Annotated in this window: 14 protein-coding genes and 1 pseudogene; 5 read left to right on the forward strand and 10 right to left on the reverse strand. The window is 72.3% G+C overall.

What is annotated here, in order from left to right:
• Positions 1-33: 33 nt before the first annotated feature.
• From OG792_RS00385 to OG792_RS00420, 8 genes and pseudogenes are all read right to left on the reverse strand, one after another.
• Positions 34-2,070: an acetyl/propionyl/methylcrotonyl-CoA carboxylase subunit alpha gene (locus OG792_RS00385; protein WP_329106228.1), complete on the reverse strand. Its 2,037-nt coding sequence runs from the start codon at positions 2,068-2,070 to the stop codon at positions 34-36.
• A gap of 10 nt (positions 2,071-2,080) precedes the next feature.
• The gene (locus tag OG792_RS00390; RefSeq protein ID WP_329111020.1) at positions 2,081-3,637 is read right to left on the reverse strand and encodes an acyl-CoA carboxylase subunit beta; all 1,557 of its coding nucleotides are present in this window, start codon (positions 3,635-3,637) and stop codon (positions 2,081-2,083) included.
• Between the two features lie 64 nt (positions 3,638-3,701).
• A complete protein-coding gene (locus tag OG792_RS00395) occupies positions 3,702-3,836 on the reverse strand; it encodes a hypothetical protein (protein ID WP_329106229.1) in 135 nt (44 codons plus the stop codon).
• An 86-nt stretch (positions 3,837-3,922) separates the two neighbouring features.
• Positions 3,923-5,653: an acyclic terpene utilization AtuA family protein gene (locus OG792_RS00400; RefSeq protein WP_329106231.1), complete on the reverse strand. Its 1,731-nt coding sequence runs from the start codon at positions 5,651-5,653 to the stop codon at positions 3,923-3,925.
• Positions 5,650-6,522, reverse strand: a complete 873-nt coding sequence (locus OG792_RS00405; RefSeq protein ID WP_329106233.1) for a TIGR03084 family metal-binding protein — start codon at positions 6,520-6,522, stop codon at positions 5,650-5,652. Before OG792_RS00405 ends, OG792_RS00400 begins: the two co-directional genes overlap by 4 nt.
• A gap of 149 nt (positions 6,523-6,671) precedes the next feature.
• Positions 6,672-7,271: pseudogene (locus OG792_RS00410) on the reverse strand (TetR/AcrR family transcriptional regulator); the annotation flags it as partial.
• Positions 7,272-7,531: 260 nt separating this feature from the next.
• Complete coding sequence (locus OG792_RS00415; RefSeq protein ID WP_329106234.1) at positions 7,532-8,281, reverse strand: metallophosphoesterase family protein; 750 nt, start codon at positions 8,279-8,281, stop codon at positions 7,532-7,534.
• A 196-nt stretch (positions 8,282-8,477) separates the two neighbouring features.
• Positions 8,478-9,155 (reverse strand): Crp/Fnr family transcriptional regulator, encoded by a 678-nt coding sequence (locus OG792_RS00420; RefSeq protein ID WP_121158004.1) that lies wholly within the window; start codon positions 9,153-9,155, stop codon positions 8,478-8,480.
• Positions 9,156-9,482: 327 nt separating this feature from the next.
• Between OG792_RS00420 and OG792_RS00425 the strand changes: the two genes are divergently transcribed.
• The 5 genes from OG792_RS00425 to OG792_RS00445 all read left to right on the forward strand — a co-directional run bounded on the left by OG792_RS00425 (position 9,483) and on the right by OG792_RS00445 (position 14,082).
• Entirely contained in the window at positions 9,483-10,676 is a 1,194-nt protein-coding gene (locus tag OG792_RS00425) for a CapA family protein (protein WP_329106240.1), read from the forward strand.
• A 24-nt stretch (positions 10,677-10,700) separates the two neighbouring features.
• The gene (gene nth, locus OG792_RS00430) at positions 10,701-11,513 is read left to right on the forward strand and encodes an endonuclease III (protein ID WP_442932350.1); all 813 of its coding nucleotides are present in this window, start codon (positions 10,701-10,703) and stop codon (positions 11,511-11,513) included.
• The gene (locus OG792_RS00435; RefSeq protein ID WP_329106244.1) at positions 11,510-12,115 is read left to right on the forward strand and encodes a TlpA family protein disulfide reductase; all 606 of its coding nucleotides are present in this window, start codon (positions 11,510-11,512) and stop codon (positions 12,113-12,115) included. The genes nth and OG792_RS00435 overlap by 4 nt, the downstream gene beginning before the upstream one ends.
• On the forward strand, positions 12,112-12,831 hold the full coding sequence (locus tag OG792_RS00440) for an NUDIX hydrolase (RefSeq protein ID WP_329106246.1): 720 nt from the start codon (positions 12,112-12,114) through the stop codon (positions 12,829-12,831). The genes OG792_RS00435 and OG792_RS00440 overlap by 4 nt, the downstream gene beginning before the upstream one ends.
• Before the next feature lie 72 nt (positions 12,832-12,903).
• Positions 12,904-14,082 carry a MarP family serine protease gene (locus tag OG792_RS00445; protein WP_329106248.1) on the forward strand — a complete coding sequence of 393 codons (1,179 nt, stop codon included), beginning with the start codon at positions 12,904-12,906 and terminating at the stop codon, positions 14,080-14,082.
• Positions 14,083-14,142: 60 nt separating this feature from the next.
• Here the strand turns inward: OG792_RS00445 and OG792_RS00450 are convergent, their stop codons facing one another.
• Together OG792_RS00450 and mycP are read right to left on the reverse strand one after the other, a co-directional pair.
• Complete coding sequence (locus OG792_RS00450) at positions 14,143-14,682, reverse strand: GNAT family N-acetyltransferase (protein WP_329106250.1); 540 nt, start codon at positions 14,680-14,682, stop codon at positions 14,143-14,145.
• 36 nt (positions 14,683-14,718) lie between these two features.
• Positions 14,719-16,059, reverse strand: coding sequence for a type VII secretion-associated serine protease mycosin (mycP, locus tag OG792_RS00455; RefSeq protein WP_442932351.1), 1,341 nt, complete (start codon positions 16,057-16,059; stop codon positions 14,719-14,721).
• Positions 16,060-16,136: the final 77 nt, after the last annotated feature.

Raw genomic sequence — 16,136 nt, forward strand, 5'->3', positions numbered from 1 at the left:
GCCTTCCTTCCTGCTACGCGTCGGTGAGCATGTTCACGCGTCGGTGAGCACGGCGAGCACGGCGCCGGTCTCGACCTGGCTGCCGGCGGTCACCGGCAACTCGGCGACGATGCCGGCGGCGGGGGCGTGCACGGGGTGTTCGAGCTTCATCGCTTCGAGGGTGAGCAGCAGGTCGCCGGCCGCGACCCGCTGGCCGGGCACGACCAGGACCCGGCTGACCGCGCCGGGCAGCGGCGCGACCAGGGAACCTTCGGCCAGGTCGGGCGCCGGCTCGGGGAAACGTGGCAGCTCCGACAGCGTCACCGAACCGTCCGGGCCGTCCACGAAGGACTCGGACCCGACCCGGTGTACGGCGAACGTCGTCCGTACCCCGGCGACGTCGAGCACCACCCGGTCCGGGTCGGCGGTCAGGATCGTCACCGCAGGCGGTTTCTCCGCCGGGGCGGGAGCGGACGGGTACAGACCGGCGAGATCGAGTTCGTCCGGGTCGACCGGGCGGACCCACCAGGTGGCGAGCGCCCCGGTCCGGTCCAGCCGGTAGCCGACCTCGACCGGGCCGGACGGTCCGTCGTACACGCTGGTCTGGGCGCCGGCCGGGACATTGCGCCAACCCGACGGCAGGCCGGCGAGCACCGGGGCGGTACGTCGCCGGTCGGCGGCACCGGCGAGCGCCGCCGCGAGGCAGGAGATCCGGACCGCGTCGACCGAGGAGAGCAGCGGCGCGAACAGTTCCGGGTGCCGGTCCAGGAAACCGGTGTCGATCGCCCCGCTGCGGAACTCCGGGTGCCGCAGGACGCGTACGAGCAGGTCACGGTTGGTGCGTACGCCGTGCAGTTCGGCCCGGGACAGGGCGGACGCCAGCAGGCGGGCGGCCTCGGAGCGGGTCGGCGCCCAGGCCACGAGCTTGGCGAGCATCGAGTCGTAGTGCACCCCGACCACCGACCCGTCGCGTACGCCCGAGTCGAGGCGCAACCCGGCGCGGCCGGCGCCACCGGTCGGCACCGGTTCGAACTCGGTCACCACCTCCGGCACCGCGAACCGGTGCAGGGTGCCGGTGGCCGGCAACCAGACGTTCGCCGGGTCCTCGGCGCAGAGTCGTACCTCGATCGAGTGACCGGTCGGCGGGCCCGGCACCGGCAGGACGCCGCCCTCGGCGACCAGGAGTTGCCAGCGGACCAGGTCCAGGCCGGTGACCGCCTCGGTGACCGGGTGTTCGACCTGGAGCCGGGTGTTCATCTCCAGGAAGAAGAACTCGCCGGTCGGGGCGAGCAGGAACTCGACGGTGCCGGCACCGAGGTAACCGACCGCGCGGGCGGCCGCCACCGCCGCCTCGAACAGGCTTGTACGCAGCTCCGGCCCGACGGCCGTCGACGGGGTCTCCTCGATGATTTTCTGGTGCCGGCGCTGGATCGAGCACTCCCGTTCGCCGAGCGGCAGCACGGTGCCGTGGCTGTCGGCGAAGACCTGCACCTCGACGTGCCGGGCCTGCTCCACGTACCGCTCGATGAAGACGGTGCCGTCACCGAACGCGCTGGCCGCCTCGCGGCGGGCCGACGCGACCGCCTCGGTCAGCGCCGCCGCGTCCCGGACCACCCGCATGCCGCGCCCACCACCACCGGCCGACGCCTTGACCAGCACCGGAAAGTCGGTCACCCGGCCCGGTTCGGTTTCGGTGGGCAGCATCGGTACCCCGGCGTCGACCAGCAGCGCCTTCGCCTCGATCTTCGAACCCATCACCGCTATCGCCTTGGCCGGCGGGCCGACCCAGGTCAGGCCGGCGTCGCAGACGGCGGTGGCGAAGTTGGCGTTCTCGGCCAGGAAGCCGTAACCGGGGTGGACGGCGTCCGCGCCCGACCGGCGGGCCGCCGCGACCAGCAGGTCCGCCCGCAGGTAGGTGTCCGCCGGGGTCTGGCCGGGCAGCCGTACGGCAAAGTCCGCCTCGGCGACGTACGGCGCGTCGGCGTCGGCGTCGGAGTAGACCGCGACCGTTTCGACGCCGACCGACCGGCAGGTGGCGAAGATCCGGCGGGCGATCTCGCCCCGGTTCGCCACCAGCAGCCTGCGAATCATGGGGATTCCCTCACATCCGGAAGACGCCGAAGCCGGCGCCTCGTGCACTGTGGAGCGATGAGCCGACCGGGCCGTTGTGGACAGCGGAAAGGCAGAGCCCGAGGACCGTACGGGTGTCGCGCGGGTCGATCACCCCGTCGTCGAGCAGCCGCCCGGAGAGGAACAGCGCGGCGGACTGCGACTCGACCTGCGCCTCGACCATCGAGCGCATGGCCCGGTCCCGGTCCTCGTCGTACGGCTGGCCCTTTGCCTCGGCCGCCTGCCTCGCCACGATCGACAGCACCCCGGCCAGCTGGGTCGGCCCCATCACCGCCGATTTCGCGTTCGGCCAGGTGAACAGGAAACGCGGGTCGTACGCCCGGCCGCACATGCCGTAGTTGCCCGCCCCGTACGACGCGCCGAGGTTCACGGTCAGGTGCGGCACGGTCGAGTTCGACACCGTGTTGATCATCAGGGCGCCGTGTTTGATGATGCCGCCCTGCTCGTACTCGGCGCCGACCATGTAACCGGTGGTGTTCTGGAGGAAGACCAGTGGGGTGTCGGCGTTGTTGGCGAGCTGGATGAACTGCGTCGCCTTCTGCGCCTCCTCGGAGAACAGCACCCCGCGCGCGTTGGCCAGCACCCCGACCGGGTAGCCGTGCAGCTCGCCCCAGCCGGTGACCAGGGCGCCGCCGTAACCGGGCTTGAACTCGTCGAACTCGGAGCCGTCGAGGATCCGGCCCAGCACCTCGCGCGGGTCGAACGGGGTACGGGGATCGGCGCTCGCGATGGCGAGCAGGTCCTCCGGGTCGTACTTGGGTGGGGGAGCGACCGCCGTCCGGGGTGCCGGGCCCTGCTTGCGCCAGTTGAACCGGCGTACGCACTGCCGGGCCAGCCGGATCCCGTCGCGTTCGTCCTCGGCGAGCCAGTCGGCCAGGCCGGAGGTGGTGGCGTGCATCGCCGCCCCGCCCAGCGATTCGTCGTCGGTCACCTCGCCGGTGGCCATCTTCACCAGGGGCGGGCCGGCGAGGAACACCTTCGCCCGGCCCCGCACCATGATCGTGTAGTCGGACATGCCCGGCACGTACGCGCCGCCGGCGGTCGCGTTGCCGAAGACTACCGACACGGTCGGGATGCCGGCGGCCGACAGCCGGGTCAGGTCCCGGAACACCTGCCCACCGGGAATGAAGATCTCCGCCTGGCTGGGCAGGTCCGCCCCGCCCGACTCGACCAGGTTCACCAGCGGCAACCGGTTCGCCAGCGCGATCTCCCCGGCCCGTACGGTCTTGCGCAGCGTGTACGGGTTCACCGCGCCGCCACGTACGGTCGGGTCGTTGGCGACGATCACACACTCGACGCCCTCGATCACCCCGATCGCGGTCACCACGCTCGCCCCGACCGGATAGTCGGTGCCCCACGCCGCCACCGGGGAGAGTTCCAGCACCGGCGAGTCCCGGTCGACCAGCAACTCGATCCGTTCGCGCGGCAGCAGCTTGCCCCGCGCGTGGTGCCGGGTCACGTACTTCTCGCCACCGCCCGCTCGGGCGGTCGCCACGGCGGCGTCCAGTTCGGCGAGACGCTCCAGCATCGCCGCCCGGTTCTCCCGGTACGCCGACTGTCGCGGCTGCACCGCGGTCTTCAGAACGGCCACGTCAGCTTCCCATGCCCTTCGCGATGATCCCGTCCATGATCTCCGTGATGCCGCCGCCGGTACCGCCGTAGTGCCGCCCGGCTGCCGTTTCGCGCTGGTCGGCGGCCGTCATGACGATGGCGATGGACTGGTCCATCGCCACCTCTGCAACGAGCGGCTCGCCGGTGGCGATACGGACCCCGAGCGGCTGGACGTGTGTGCGAGCGGGACACGCCGACGGTGTCATGACGTACCCGCTGTCGTGCGGCCGGCGGGCGCCGGGAGGTCGGGTGACAGCTCGGCCGGCAGGTCGACGATCCGGGACCGGAGCAGCTCGCCGAGCGCCTTCGCCTGCGGGTCGAACCGGGTCGACGCGGCCACCCCGGCACCGAGCAGGCCCCGGATCACGAAGTTGACCGCGGCCAGGTTCGGCAGCTCGTACCGCTCGACGTCGAGGTTTGCCGTCTCCGGCAGCAGCTCCCGCAGCCGGTCGACGGTCAACCAGTCGCGTAACCAGCCATAGCCCTTCGCGGACCGTACCCACACGCCGAGGTTCGCGTCGCCGCCCTTGTCGCCGGAACGCGCCCCGACCACCGTCCCCAGTGGTGCCCGACGGGTCGGACCCGGCTCCGGTCGCCGGACCGGGGGCGGCACGGGACGGGTCGGCGGGGTGGCGGTCAGCGGTGGGGGCGGGACCGGGACCCGCTCGCCGGAGGGCAGCACCGCCAGCTGCTCGACCGCGTCCTGCGGCAGGTCGGTGGCGGTGAAGACGCCGTACGGGCTGGCGTCGCCGGGCACCCCGGTCAGTGTGCAACCGGGGTACGAGGCGAGCGCCAGTTCGATCGCGGCGGCCGAGAACATCCGCCCGGCCCGCTTCGGGTCAGCGTCGCGCAGGTGTACGTGCAGCAACGCGCTCGCCGACTCGGTGTCGACCGCGTCCACCTGGTCCGTACGGGCGAGCGTGAACTCCAGGCCGGTCGCGCCGACCGCCTCGGTGAGCTGGTCCCGTACGAGTTCCGCCTTCGCCTCGATATCAAGTCCACAGAGGACAAACGTGGCGGTGTTGCGGTAACCGCCGAGGGAGTTGGCGCCGACCTTGACGGTGGGCGGTGGCGGCAGGCCCTTGACGCCGGTGACCCGTACCCGGTCCTGGCCGTCGTCGGTGAGACTGACCGTGTCGAGGCGGGTCACCACGTCCGGGCCGAGGTAGTCCGGGCCGCCGATCTCGTAGAGCAGTTGCGCGGTAACGGTTTCCCGGGTCACACCGCCGCCGGTGCCGGGGTGCTTGGTGATGACCGAGGAACCGTCGGCGGAAAGCTCGGCGATCGGGAAACCGGGTCGGCGGCCACCGTCGGGCAGCTCGGTGAAGAAGCTGAAGTTGCCACCGGTCACCTGCGCCCCGCATTCGAGCAGGTGCCCGGCGACCGTCGCCCCGGCGAGGCGGTCGAGATCGGCGTGGGTCCAGCCGAACCGGTGGATCGCCGGGCCGACGACCAGCGACGCGTCGGTGACCCGGCCGGTCACCACGATGTTCGCGCCCCCCGCCAGGCAGCGCGCGATCCCGAACGCACCCAGGTACGCGTTCGCCGTCAACGCGTCCGGCCGGTCGACGGCGTCGCCGGTGACGTACCCGACCCGGACCGGCACACCGAGCCGAACGGCTTGGGCCCGGATGGCGTTGGCCAGTCCGGCCGGGTTCAGCCCACCGGCGTTGGTGACCAGGGTGACCCCGCGCTCGACCGCGCTGCCCAGACAGGATTCGAGCTGGCGCGGGAACGTCCGGGCGTAGCCGAGGTCGGGGTCCCTGAGCCGGTCCCGGCCGAGGATCAGCATGGTGAGTTCGGCCAGGTAGTCGCCGGTGAGCACGTCGAGCTGCCCGCCGTCGAGCATCTCCCGCCAGGCGTCGAACCGGTCGCCGTAGAAGCCGGAGGCGTTGCCTATCCGCAGGACGGCCGGCGCGGTGGGCGTACTCATGGGTGGTTTCCGGCGGCGGTGCGGCGGGCCGCGCGGTCCCGACCGGCGCGCGGCTCCCGGCCCGGTCCGGGCGGGCCGGCGAACGCCTGGGCGATGTCCAGCCACTCGTCCGCGACCCCGCCCGTTGCCACCAGGGACAGGTCGGTGCGGTGCCGGCGCTGGGTGACCAGCAGGCAGAAGTCCAGCGCCGGCCCGGCGACCAGGTCGACCGCGTCGGCCGTCCCGAACGTCCACTCGGTGCCGTCGGGGGCGCGAAGTTCGACCCGGACCGGCACGTCGGGCGCGGCCCGGCCGTGGGTGGCGAAGCTGTGCCCGAGGGTACGGAAGCCCAGGTGCGCCACGTGCCGCAGCCGACCGCTCGGGGTACGGGTGACACCGAGCGTGTCCGCCACGTCCTGACCGTGCGCCCAGGTTTCCATCAGCCTGGCCGTTGCCATGGTGGCGGGGGACAGGCTCGTGCCGTACCACGGCAGTCTGTCGCCGGCCGGCACGGCGGCGAGCGCGGCGGCCAGCGCGGCCCGGCCGGTACGCCACCGGTCGAGCAGGGCGGCCGGCGCGGCACGCGGATCGGTTGGTCCGTCCGGTGCACCGGCCATCACCTGGTCGAGGATCTCGTTCGCGCCCCGGTCGGCGAAACCGCCCGGATCGGCCGCGGCGTCTTCGAGCGAGGCGTAGAACGCCGGTACGTCGGTGGCGGCCAGCAGTGCCACGTGGTCGGTCCAGGCCAGGTGCGCGATCTGGTGGGCGATGGTCCAGCCCGGTGCCGGGGTCGGTTCGGCCCAGTCGACCGCCGGCCGCTCGGCGACCAGCGCGTCCAGCTCGCTCGATTCGTCGGTCAGGTCGGTCAGCAGCTGACTCAGGTCGACCACGGTGCCTCCGTTGGTTGACGCGGGGTGCCCTCGGTACGCGACGGCGTGACGACGCTCGACGGGTCGATGATGGTCGACGGATTGCCGGTGGTCGGCGGGGTGCCGGTGGTCGACGGATTGCCGGCGGTCGGCGGGGTGCCGGTGGTCGACGGGGTGACGATGGTGGCGAGTTGGCGTTTCCAGAAGGCCAGCAGTGGGGCGCGGCGGGCCGAGTCGTCGGAGAGCAGGTTCGCCACTCCGAGTCCGCGCAGCAGGTCGAGGGTGGCCTGCACCGACTCGCGTACGCCGGGGGTCCGTTCGTCGGCGCCGAGCAACTCGACGGTGAGCCGGTGCATCTCCCGGCCCACCCGCGCCTCCAGCGGCACCAGCGCGTCCCGCAGCTCCGGGTCCGTACGCGCGGCCAGCCAGAGTTCGAGGCCGGCGACGAACAGTGGTCCGGTGAACGCCACCGCGAGCATGTCGATCACCCGGTCGAGCCGGTCCGGCCCGGACGGCAGCGCGGCTGCCTCGGCCCTGATCTCCACCGCCCGCCGTTCGGCCAGGTGCTCTACGGCGGCCATCACCAGGGCGGCCTTGGTGGGGTAGTGGTGCAACTGGGCGCCCCGGGAAACACCGGCCCGGGTGGCGACGACGGTCGAGGTGGTGCCGGACCAGCCGCGTTCGGCCAGACAGTCCACAGTGGCTTCGAGCAGCCGGGCCTGGGTCGCGCGGCTGCGCTCCTGCTGCGGCACACGGGTGACAGCGGACACCCGAACAGCGTGCCGCCAACAAAACAAACAGTCAAGCCTGACTTTTTCCCCACCCCCGCCCCGCCCCCACCCCCGCCCCCGCCCCGCCCCCGCCCCGCCCCCAAGGCCCGCGATCTTGCACTTATGGCGGTGCACAAATCCGAGCAAGTCACTCGTTTCGGGCGCCACAACTGCAAGATCGATCGAGAGAGTGGGGGTGCGGGGGTGCGGGGGTGGGGGTGGGGGGTGGGGGTGGGGGTGAGGGCGAGAGTGGGGGTGGGTCAGCGGCCGTCGCGGGGGCTGAAGACGGTGAGGGCTTCGGCGTCGCTGGCGCGGGAGTGCAGGTAGTAGTCGGCCCAGGTGGCGGCGTCGGGGTAGTCCGACTCGGCGGCCACCCGTACGCAGGCGGCCTCGATGTCGTACGCGGTTCGCCGCAGTTGCACCCCCGGCCCGAGTAGCGCCCAGTGCGCGCCGGCCCGCCCGTACGGCATGCCGACGCTACCGGGGTTCACCACCAGCCGGCGGTGCGCGAGTCGGACGTACGGCATGTGGGTGTGGCCGCAGACGATCGTCTCGACCTCGTCCGGCAGGCCGGCGAACACCTCGGTCCACCGGTCCAGCCGCGAGTCGACCAGCACGACCTCCTCGTCGTCGCGCGGGGTGGCGTGGCAGAACAGCACCGGGCCGAGCCCGTCCACCGCCAGCGTCACCGTCTCCGGGATCGAGGTGAGCAGGTCCACGTGGTCGTCGCGCAGTTGGGTGGCGGCCCACGGGGCGATCGGGTCCGGGATCGAGGGCGCCTTGCCCGCGCGCAGTTCGATCAGCTCCCGGTCGGCGTTGCCGCGTACCCAGATCACCCGGTCGCCGAGCGCGGTCAGGCGGTCCAGGGTTTCGACGGGTTGCGGGCCGGCGGCGATGTCGCCGGTCAGCACTATCCGGTCGGCGGAGCGGACGTCCGGCTCGGCCAGCACCGCGTCCAGCGCAGGCAGTACGCCGTGGATGTCGGAGAGGACGGCGATGGTCTGTGGCATCGGTCCAGCCTCGCGCGCCGTACGGTCCCGGGTCGAGATGCTTCAGCGGGCGGCAGAAAGCGGGTTACGAGCAGGGACGGGCAGCAGAAAGCGGGTTACGAGCAGGGACGGGCAGCAGAAAGCGGGTTATGAGCACGGGTGGACAGCGGAGAGCGGGGGGCGCCGATCGGCGACCCCCGCTTTTGCGCTTGTTGTCTCAGACGCGGGCGCGTCGGGCCAGGCGCTCCGGGTCGAGGATGATGATGCTCTTGCCGTCGAGCCGCAGCCAGCCACGCGAGGCGAAGTCGGCCAGCGCCTTGTTCACCGTCTCCCGGGAGGCGCCGACGAGCTGGGCGATCTCCTCCTGGGTCAGGTCGTGGGTGACCCGCAGGACGCCGCCGTCACGGGTGCCGAACCGGCCCGCCATCTGGAGCAGGTTCTTCGCCACCCGGCCCGGTACGTCCGTGAAGATCAGGTCGGCCAGTGAGTCGTTCGTCCGGCGCAGCCTGCGGGCGAGCACACGCAGCAACTGCTCGGCGATCTCCGGCCGGTTGTTCAGCCAGGGCCGCAGCGCCTGCTTGCGCAGCCGGACCAACTTCGTGTCGGTGACCGCGGTCGCGGTGGCCGTACGCGGCCCCGGGTCGAAGAGCGACAGCTCGCCGACCATGTCCGACGGACCCATCACGGCGATCAGATTCTGGCGGCCGTCCGCGGCGCGTCGACCAACCTTGATCTTGCCGGTGAGTAGGATATAGAGGCTGTCACCGGGTTCGCCCTCGTTAAAGACGATTTCGCCCTTGCGGACGTCGATCGTCTCCATCTCCTTGGCGAGCGCCTCGGCCGCTTCCGGGTCTACGCCCTGGAAGATCCCGCTGCGGGCCAGTACCTCGTCCATCGCGCACCTCCGACTGCGCGCACCTCCGTCGGCCGGGTCCGCCGGCCGATGATCCGTCGCGCGCCGCCAAGTCTAAGCGCACGTCAACGGGATCCGGGGGTGCACCCCTGGAAACTTGATCCGGCACGGAAACCCGTCCGACCATGACAGCGGCTATCATCCGCGCGCCAGCGGCCCGCGTCCACCCGACCTCACCGAAGCACCCCGATAGTGCAGGTCCGGGCCGCTGACCGAGCCATCAAACAGCCTGAATGGGCCCGGTGCCCGGTTTTCCCGAGCCGAACGGCCGACCTCGCCAGGTGAACAGGTTATGTAGCGTCGCGGGCGATGTACGAGAGCAGCCAACCCACCCCCCGCCCGAACCGCAGGCACCGCGGTCCCGGCCGACTCGTCCTCGTGGTCGGCGCGGTCGTGGCCCTCCTGCTCGGTGTCGGGCTGGCCGGGCTGGCCGCCACCCGCCTGCTCGACGACCCCGACCCGTCCCGGTGGCAGGCCGAACCGGTCGGCAGTGCCGGCAGTGCCGGCGCGGGGACGCCCAGCCCCGAGCCGACGGCGGCACAGGTCGTCTCGCTCTCCGCGACCGGCGACATCGTGATGGGCAACGCCCCGGCGCGTCTGCCGGCCAACGGCGGCAAGGGTTTCTTCGACTCGGTCAGGGAGGCACTCGCCGCCGACCTGGTGATGGGAAACCTGGAAGAGCCGATAACGGACGACACCGGCACCTCCAAGTGCGGGGCCAACTCCACCCAGTGCCACCAGTTCCGGGTCCCCCCGTCGTACGCGGCGCACCTCAAGGAAGCCGGCTTCGGGCTGCTGAACCAGGCCAACAACCACGGCTACGACTACGGCGCCGCCGGTTACCGCAACACCCAGCGGCACCTGGAGGCGCAGGGGCTGGCCAACACCGGCGCGCCGGACCAGATCACCGTGATGGACGTCAAGGGCGTCAAGGTCGCGGTCGTCGGCTTCTCGTCGTACGCGTGGAGCAACAGCCTGGTCGACATCCCCGCCGCGGCAGAGGTGATCAAGAAGGCCGCGACCCAGGCCGAGCTGGTTGTCGTACAGGTGCACATGGGTGGCGAGGGCACCGACAAGATCCACGTCAAGCCGGGCACCGAGATGTTCCTCGGCGAGAACCGGGGCGACCCGGTCAAGTTCTCCCACGCGATGGTCGACGCGGGTGCCGACCTGATCGTCGGGCACGGGCCGCACGTGCTGCGCGGGATGGAGTTCTACCAGGGCCGGCTGATCGCGTACAGCCTGGGCAACTTCGCCGGTGGTGCCGGGGCGCTGAACAACAGCGGCCGGCTCGGCTGGGGCGGGGTGCTCAAGGTGTCACTGGCCGCCGACGGCACCTTCAGCGGCGGCGAGTTCGTCTCGACGTACATGAACAGCGCCGGTAAGCCGACCGTGGACACCCAGAAGCGCGGGCTCAAGGCGGTCCAGGACCTGTCCGCCGCCGACTTCGACAACTCCGCGGCGAAACTCGACGCGGCCGGGAAGATCAGCGCGCCGGCCTGACCGGCGGGACCGGCCGAATGGTCGGTGGGCCGACGTAGGCTGACCGACGTGAGCCGTACTCCTGCCCCCGCCGCCGAGACCGACCTCGGCCGCAAGCGAAGGGCTCGCCGGATCGGCCGGCTGTTGACCGAGACCCACCCGGACGCGCACTGCGAGCTGGACCACGACGGCCCGCTGCAACTCGCCGTGGCCACCATCCTCTCGGCCCAGGCCACCGACAAGAAGGTCAACGAGGTCACACCGAAGCTCTTCGCCCGCTACCGCACCGCCGAGGACTACGCCGGCGCCGACCGGGCCGAGGTCGAGGACCTGATCCGGCAGACCGGCTTTTTCCGGAACAAGACCAGCTCGCTGATCAACCTCGGGCGGGCGCTGGTCGAGCGGTACGACGGCCGGGTGCCCGGCAAGCTCACCGACCTGGTGACCCTGCCCGGGATCGGGCGCAAGACGGCCAACGTGATCCTCGGCAACGCCTTCGACGTGCCCGGCATCACCGTCGACACCCACTTCCAGCGGCTGATGCACCGGTGGCGGCTGACCACCGAGACCGATCCGGTGAAGATCGAACACGCGATCGGCGCGCTCTACGAGAAGCGCGAGTGGACCATGCTCTCGCACCGGGTGATCTTCCACGGCCGGCGGGTCTGCCACGCCCGCAAGCCCGCCTGCGGCGCCTGCACACTGGCCCCGCTCTGCCCCTCGTACGGCCTCGGCCCGACCGAGCCGGAGGCCGCCGCCAAGCTGCTCAAGGGACCCCGTGCCCGCGAACTCGCGATCCAGGCCGGAATCGACCCCGCGCTGGTGCCGGCGACCGCGGTGGCCGCGGAGGCACCGTGAGGCGTCCGCTCGCCGGGCTGCTCCTGCCCCTGCTGCTGCTCACCGCCGCCGCCTGCGGCCGGTCCGATCCGGCACCCGAGCCCGAGCCGCCGGCACCGTTCGCCGACTGTGCCGCGCTGAGCACACCACCGACCGCGCCGCCCACCGACCCCGGCGGGAGCAGGCCGGACGGATCGACCGAGCCGCTGCCCGAGGTCACGCTGCCCTGCTTCACCGGCGGCGCCGAGGTGTCGCTGTCCGACGTACGCGGACCCGCCGTGATCAACCTGTGGGCGGCCTGGTGCCGGCCGTGCCGCAAGGAGTTGCCCGCCTTCCAACGGCTCGCCCAGCGGGCCGGCGGGCAACTGCACGTCATCGGGGTCGACACCCGCGACGACCGGGACGACGCGCGGGACCTGGCCGGCGAACTCGACCTCACCTTCCCGACCCTGTTCGACCCCGCCGAGAAACTGCGCACCCGGATCGCCGCCCCCGGCCTGCCGGCGACCGTGTTCGTGGACGCGCAGGGGCGGATCCGGCACCTGGACATCTCCGGCGCGCTCGACGACGCCACGCTCGCCGCCCTGGTCGAGCAGCACCTCGGGGTGGTGGTGCCGGCATGAGCGGACAACTGCCGCCGTGGTGCGAGCCGCTGCTCAGCCGGGTACGCACGGCGCGTACCGAGGATTTCACCCGACTCCGTACGCCCACCAGCGGCGGTCGGCCCAGCGCCGTGCTGGTGCTGCTCGGCGAGGATCCGGCGTACGGGCCCGACGTGCTGGTGCTCCAGCGGGCCGCGACCATGCGCAACCACGCCGGCCAGGCCGCCTTCCCCGGTGGCGCCGCCGACCCGGGTGACGCCGACGCGGCGGCGACCGCCCTGCGTGAAGCGGAGGAGGAGGTCGGCCTCGACCCGACCACCGTGACCGTGCTGGCGCAACTCCCACCGCTCTGGATCCCGGTGAGCGACTTCGTGGTCACCCCGATCCTCGGCTGGTGGCACCGGCCGCATCCGGTGCACGCGCGGGCGCCGGGCGAGGTCGCCCACGTCGCCCGGCTGCCGATCGCCGAACTCGTCGACCCGGCCAACCGGGTACGGGTCCGCCATCCCAGCGGCTGGGTCGGTCCCGCCTTCCAGGTCCGGGGCATGCTCGTCTGGGGCTTCACCGCCGGGGTGATCGCCGCCCTGCTCGGCATGGGTGGCTGGGACCGCCCGTGGTCGCAGGACCGGGTGGTCGAACTTCCGCCGGTCGGCGCCACCCCGGCCCCGTACGCGGGCAACGACGGTGAGTTGGCCGAGCCCGGTCCGGGCGGCGGAAAGGTCGTTCCCGGGCGCTGATTCCCGGTTTTCAATCCGAGTCTGTGCGAGCGGCCTGTCATCTCCGGAGCCACGCCCCCGTACGCTGGGGTCGTGTCGGTGGTGGATGTGGTCCTCATCCTGCTCATGCTGGTGTTCGCGATCACCGGCTACCGGCAGGGCTTTGTCATCGGGGCGCTCTCGCTCACCGGGTTCTTCACCGGACTGCTGATCGGGCTGCAACTCGGCCCACTGCTCGCGCAGCAGTTCTCCGGCGGTGCGATGCGCATCCTGGTCGCCCTGATCGCGATCTTCGGCCTGGCGGTGCTCGGGCAGACCCTGTCCGGCTGGGTCGGCTCGCATCTGCGGCACGCGATCAGCAGCCCGGTGGGCCGCAAGGCCGACGACGTCGGTGGCGCGTTCGTTTCGCTGTTCGCGCTGCTGCTGGCGGCCTGGCTGGTGGCGGTGCCGCTCGGCTCGTCGTCGCTGCCCTGGCTGGCCAGCGCCGTACGGCACAGTGCGCTGATCAACGCGGTGGACCGGGTGTTGCCGGCGCAGGCGCAGGCGCTGTCGAACCAGTTGCGGGAGACCGTCGACACCAACGGCTTCCCGGATCCGTTCGGCGGCCTCGCTCCCACCCGCGCCCGCGAGGTTTCGCCGCCCGATCCGGCCCTGGCCGGCTCGCAGGTGGTGGTGAACGGACAGCGGTCGGTGGTGAAGGTGCTCGGCTCGGCGCCGTCCTGCTCCCGCCGGATAGAGGGGTCCGGGTTCGTCTACGCCGAGGACCGGGTGATGACAAACGCGCACGTGGTCGCCGGGACCCGGTCGGTTTCGATCGAGTTGGACGGCGACCGGCACAACGGGCGGGTGGTCGTCTACGACCCGGAACGGGACCTGGCGGTGATCTTCGTGCCGGGGCTGTCGGCGCCGGTGATGCCGTTCGCCGCCCGGCAGGCGCCGACCGAGGCCGACGCGATAGTGCTCGGCTTCCCGCTGGACGGGCCGTACAACGCGCAGTCGGCGCGGGTTCGGGACGTCAGCAAGATCACCGGACCGAACATCTACGACTCCGGGGACGTGACCCGCGAGATCTACACGATCCGGGCGCTGGTCCGCAGCGGCAACTCCGGCGGCCCCCTGGTCGCACCGAACGGCCAGGTGCTCGGCGTGATCTTCGCGGCGGCGGCGGACGACCCGAACACCGGCTTCGCGGTGACCGCGAACGAGGCCAAGTCGGTGGCGACCGCCGGCACCGAGCGGACCAGGGCCACCGACACCGGCGCCTGCACCTGACCGGCTCCGGCCGCATCGGTGCCGCACCGGCTCACCGGACCAGTCGCACCGGCCGCCGGATCAGCCTCGTGGCTCGCGGCGGATGCGGTAGAGAACCTGGCGGCGCAACGGGCCGGGGTCGGACTCCGGGTCGTCGAAGTCGTCCGCCGGGTCGGTGGTCATGCCGAGCCGGCGCATCACCGCTCGGGAGCGGTGGTTCGTCTTCGCGGTGATGGCCAGGATCTCCGGCAGGCCGACGGTGTCGAAGCCGTACGCCAGGGCGGCGCGGGCCGCCTCGGTCGCGTACCCGTGGCCCCACGCCGGACGGGCCAGCCGCCAGCCGGCCTCGACACCGGTGAACGACATCCCCTGGTCCACCGGATCCAGGCCGGTGAAGCCGATGAACTGCCCGGTCGCCCGGATTTCCACCGCCCAGAAGCCGAAGCCGTTGCGGTCCAGGTCGTGCTGGAAGCTCTCGACCGAGGCGGCGGCCTGGTGGGCGTCCAGCACCGGCCCGAGATGCTCCCTGACCTCGGGGTCGGCGTTCATCGCCGCCCACGGTTCCAGGTCGGACCTCCGCCAGTCGCGCAGGACCAGTCGCTCCGTGTCGATCTCCACCACGGGCGAACAGTAGCCCCCGCACCGGCCGGAGCAGTGTCAGGATTCCCCTGACGGTTGATGGGCCCGGTGTCGGTGTCGGTGCCGGTTCACCAGCAGCACGCTGCCGGTGAGTACGACCAGCAGGACGACGGTGCTGGTCCAGACCACCCCGCTCTGCCCGGCGGGACCCTCCAGGCCACCGGCCGGGTGTGCCGCCCAGCGCATCCGCTCGCCCGGCGGGGCGACCCTGAGCTGATCCGTCTGCTGGCTGCCCGACCCGCTGGCGGCGTTGACGTTCGGCGCCGGACCGAAACCGGCCTCACCGGGCGACAGGTTGTCGTCGAGCGGGTTGCTCGGCACCGCGGCCACCTCGTTCGACAGGGCGGCGAGCGGATTGACCAGGCCGAAGCCGAACCGGTCGTCCCGCCCGGTGGGACCGAGGTCGCGGGCGGTCTGCACCAGCCGGTTCACCACGTCGGCGGCGGACATCTGCGGCCACCTGGCCCGGACGAGTGCCGCCGAGGCGGTCACCAGCGGGGCGGCGAAACTGGTCCCCTGGACCCGCCAGTAGCCGCCGTCCCGACCGGCGCCGAGCAGCCCGGTCGCCGGAGCCGTCAGTACGGTCTGCGGCCCGCTGATCGCGCCCGACCAGAGCCCGTCGGTGTCGCGTTCCATGCCGGACACCGCGACCACGCCCGGCTCCCGCGCCGGGTACCACACGTCGGTCGACGCCGACACGCCCCGGTTTCCGGTGCAGGCGATCACGACGACGTCCCGGACGAACGCGTAGTCCAGCGCGGCGGCCAGCGCCGGACTGTTCCCGGCCCCGCCGAGCGACAGGTTGACCACCCGGGCGCCGTTGTCGACCGCCCAGCGCAGACCCTTCGCCACGATCATCGCGTCGTCGTAGCGGTTCTCCGCGTCGAGCACCCGGACCGGCAGGATCCTCGCGTTCGGGGCGAGCCCGGCGACCCCGCGGCTGTCGTCGTTGCGCCCGGCGATCAGCGCCGCCACCGTCGTGCCGTGGCCGACCGGGTCGGTGTGCCCGTCGCCGCCCGGCTGGACCAGGTCGAGACCGGGCAGCACCTGGCCGGCGAGGTCCGGGTGGGTGCCGTCCACCCCGGAGTCGATCACCGCGACGGTGACGTCCCGGCCGGTCGACACCTTCCACAGGGCCTTCGTGTTGAACTCGTCAAGCTGCCACTGCTCGTCCCGGACCGAGTCGGCCCGTACCGGCAGGGCCGCCGGCTGGCCTCGCAGAACCGCCGTCGGTGACTGCGGCGCGGCCGCCGCCACGGCCGGCCCGGCCAGGGTGACCCCGATCCCGAGCACGGCGAGCAGCGCCGCCACGGCAGACCGTGGCCCGGCACGATGGTCTCGATACACCAGCCCTGTCACAGCTTGGCCATTTCACCCCGGCGGACACGTGATGCACGGAGGTTACCCCTTTTCACTGTGGTGGCGGGGCGTTCGCG

This window comes from Micromonospora sp. NBC_01699 (assembly GCF_036250065.1).
Classification (GTDB): Bacteria; Actinomycetota; Actinomycetes; order Mycobacteriales; family Micromonosporaceae; genus Micromonospora_G.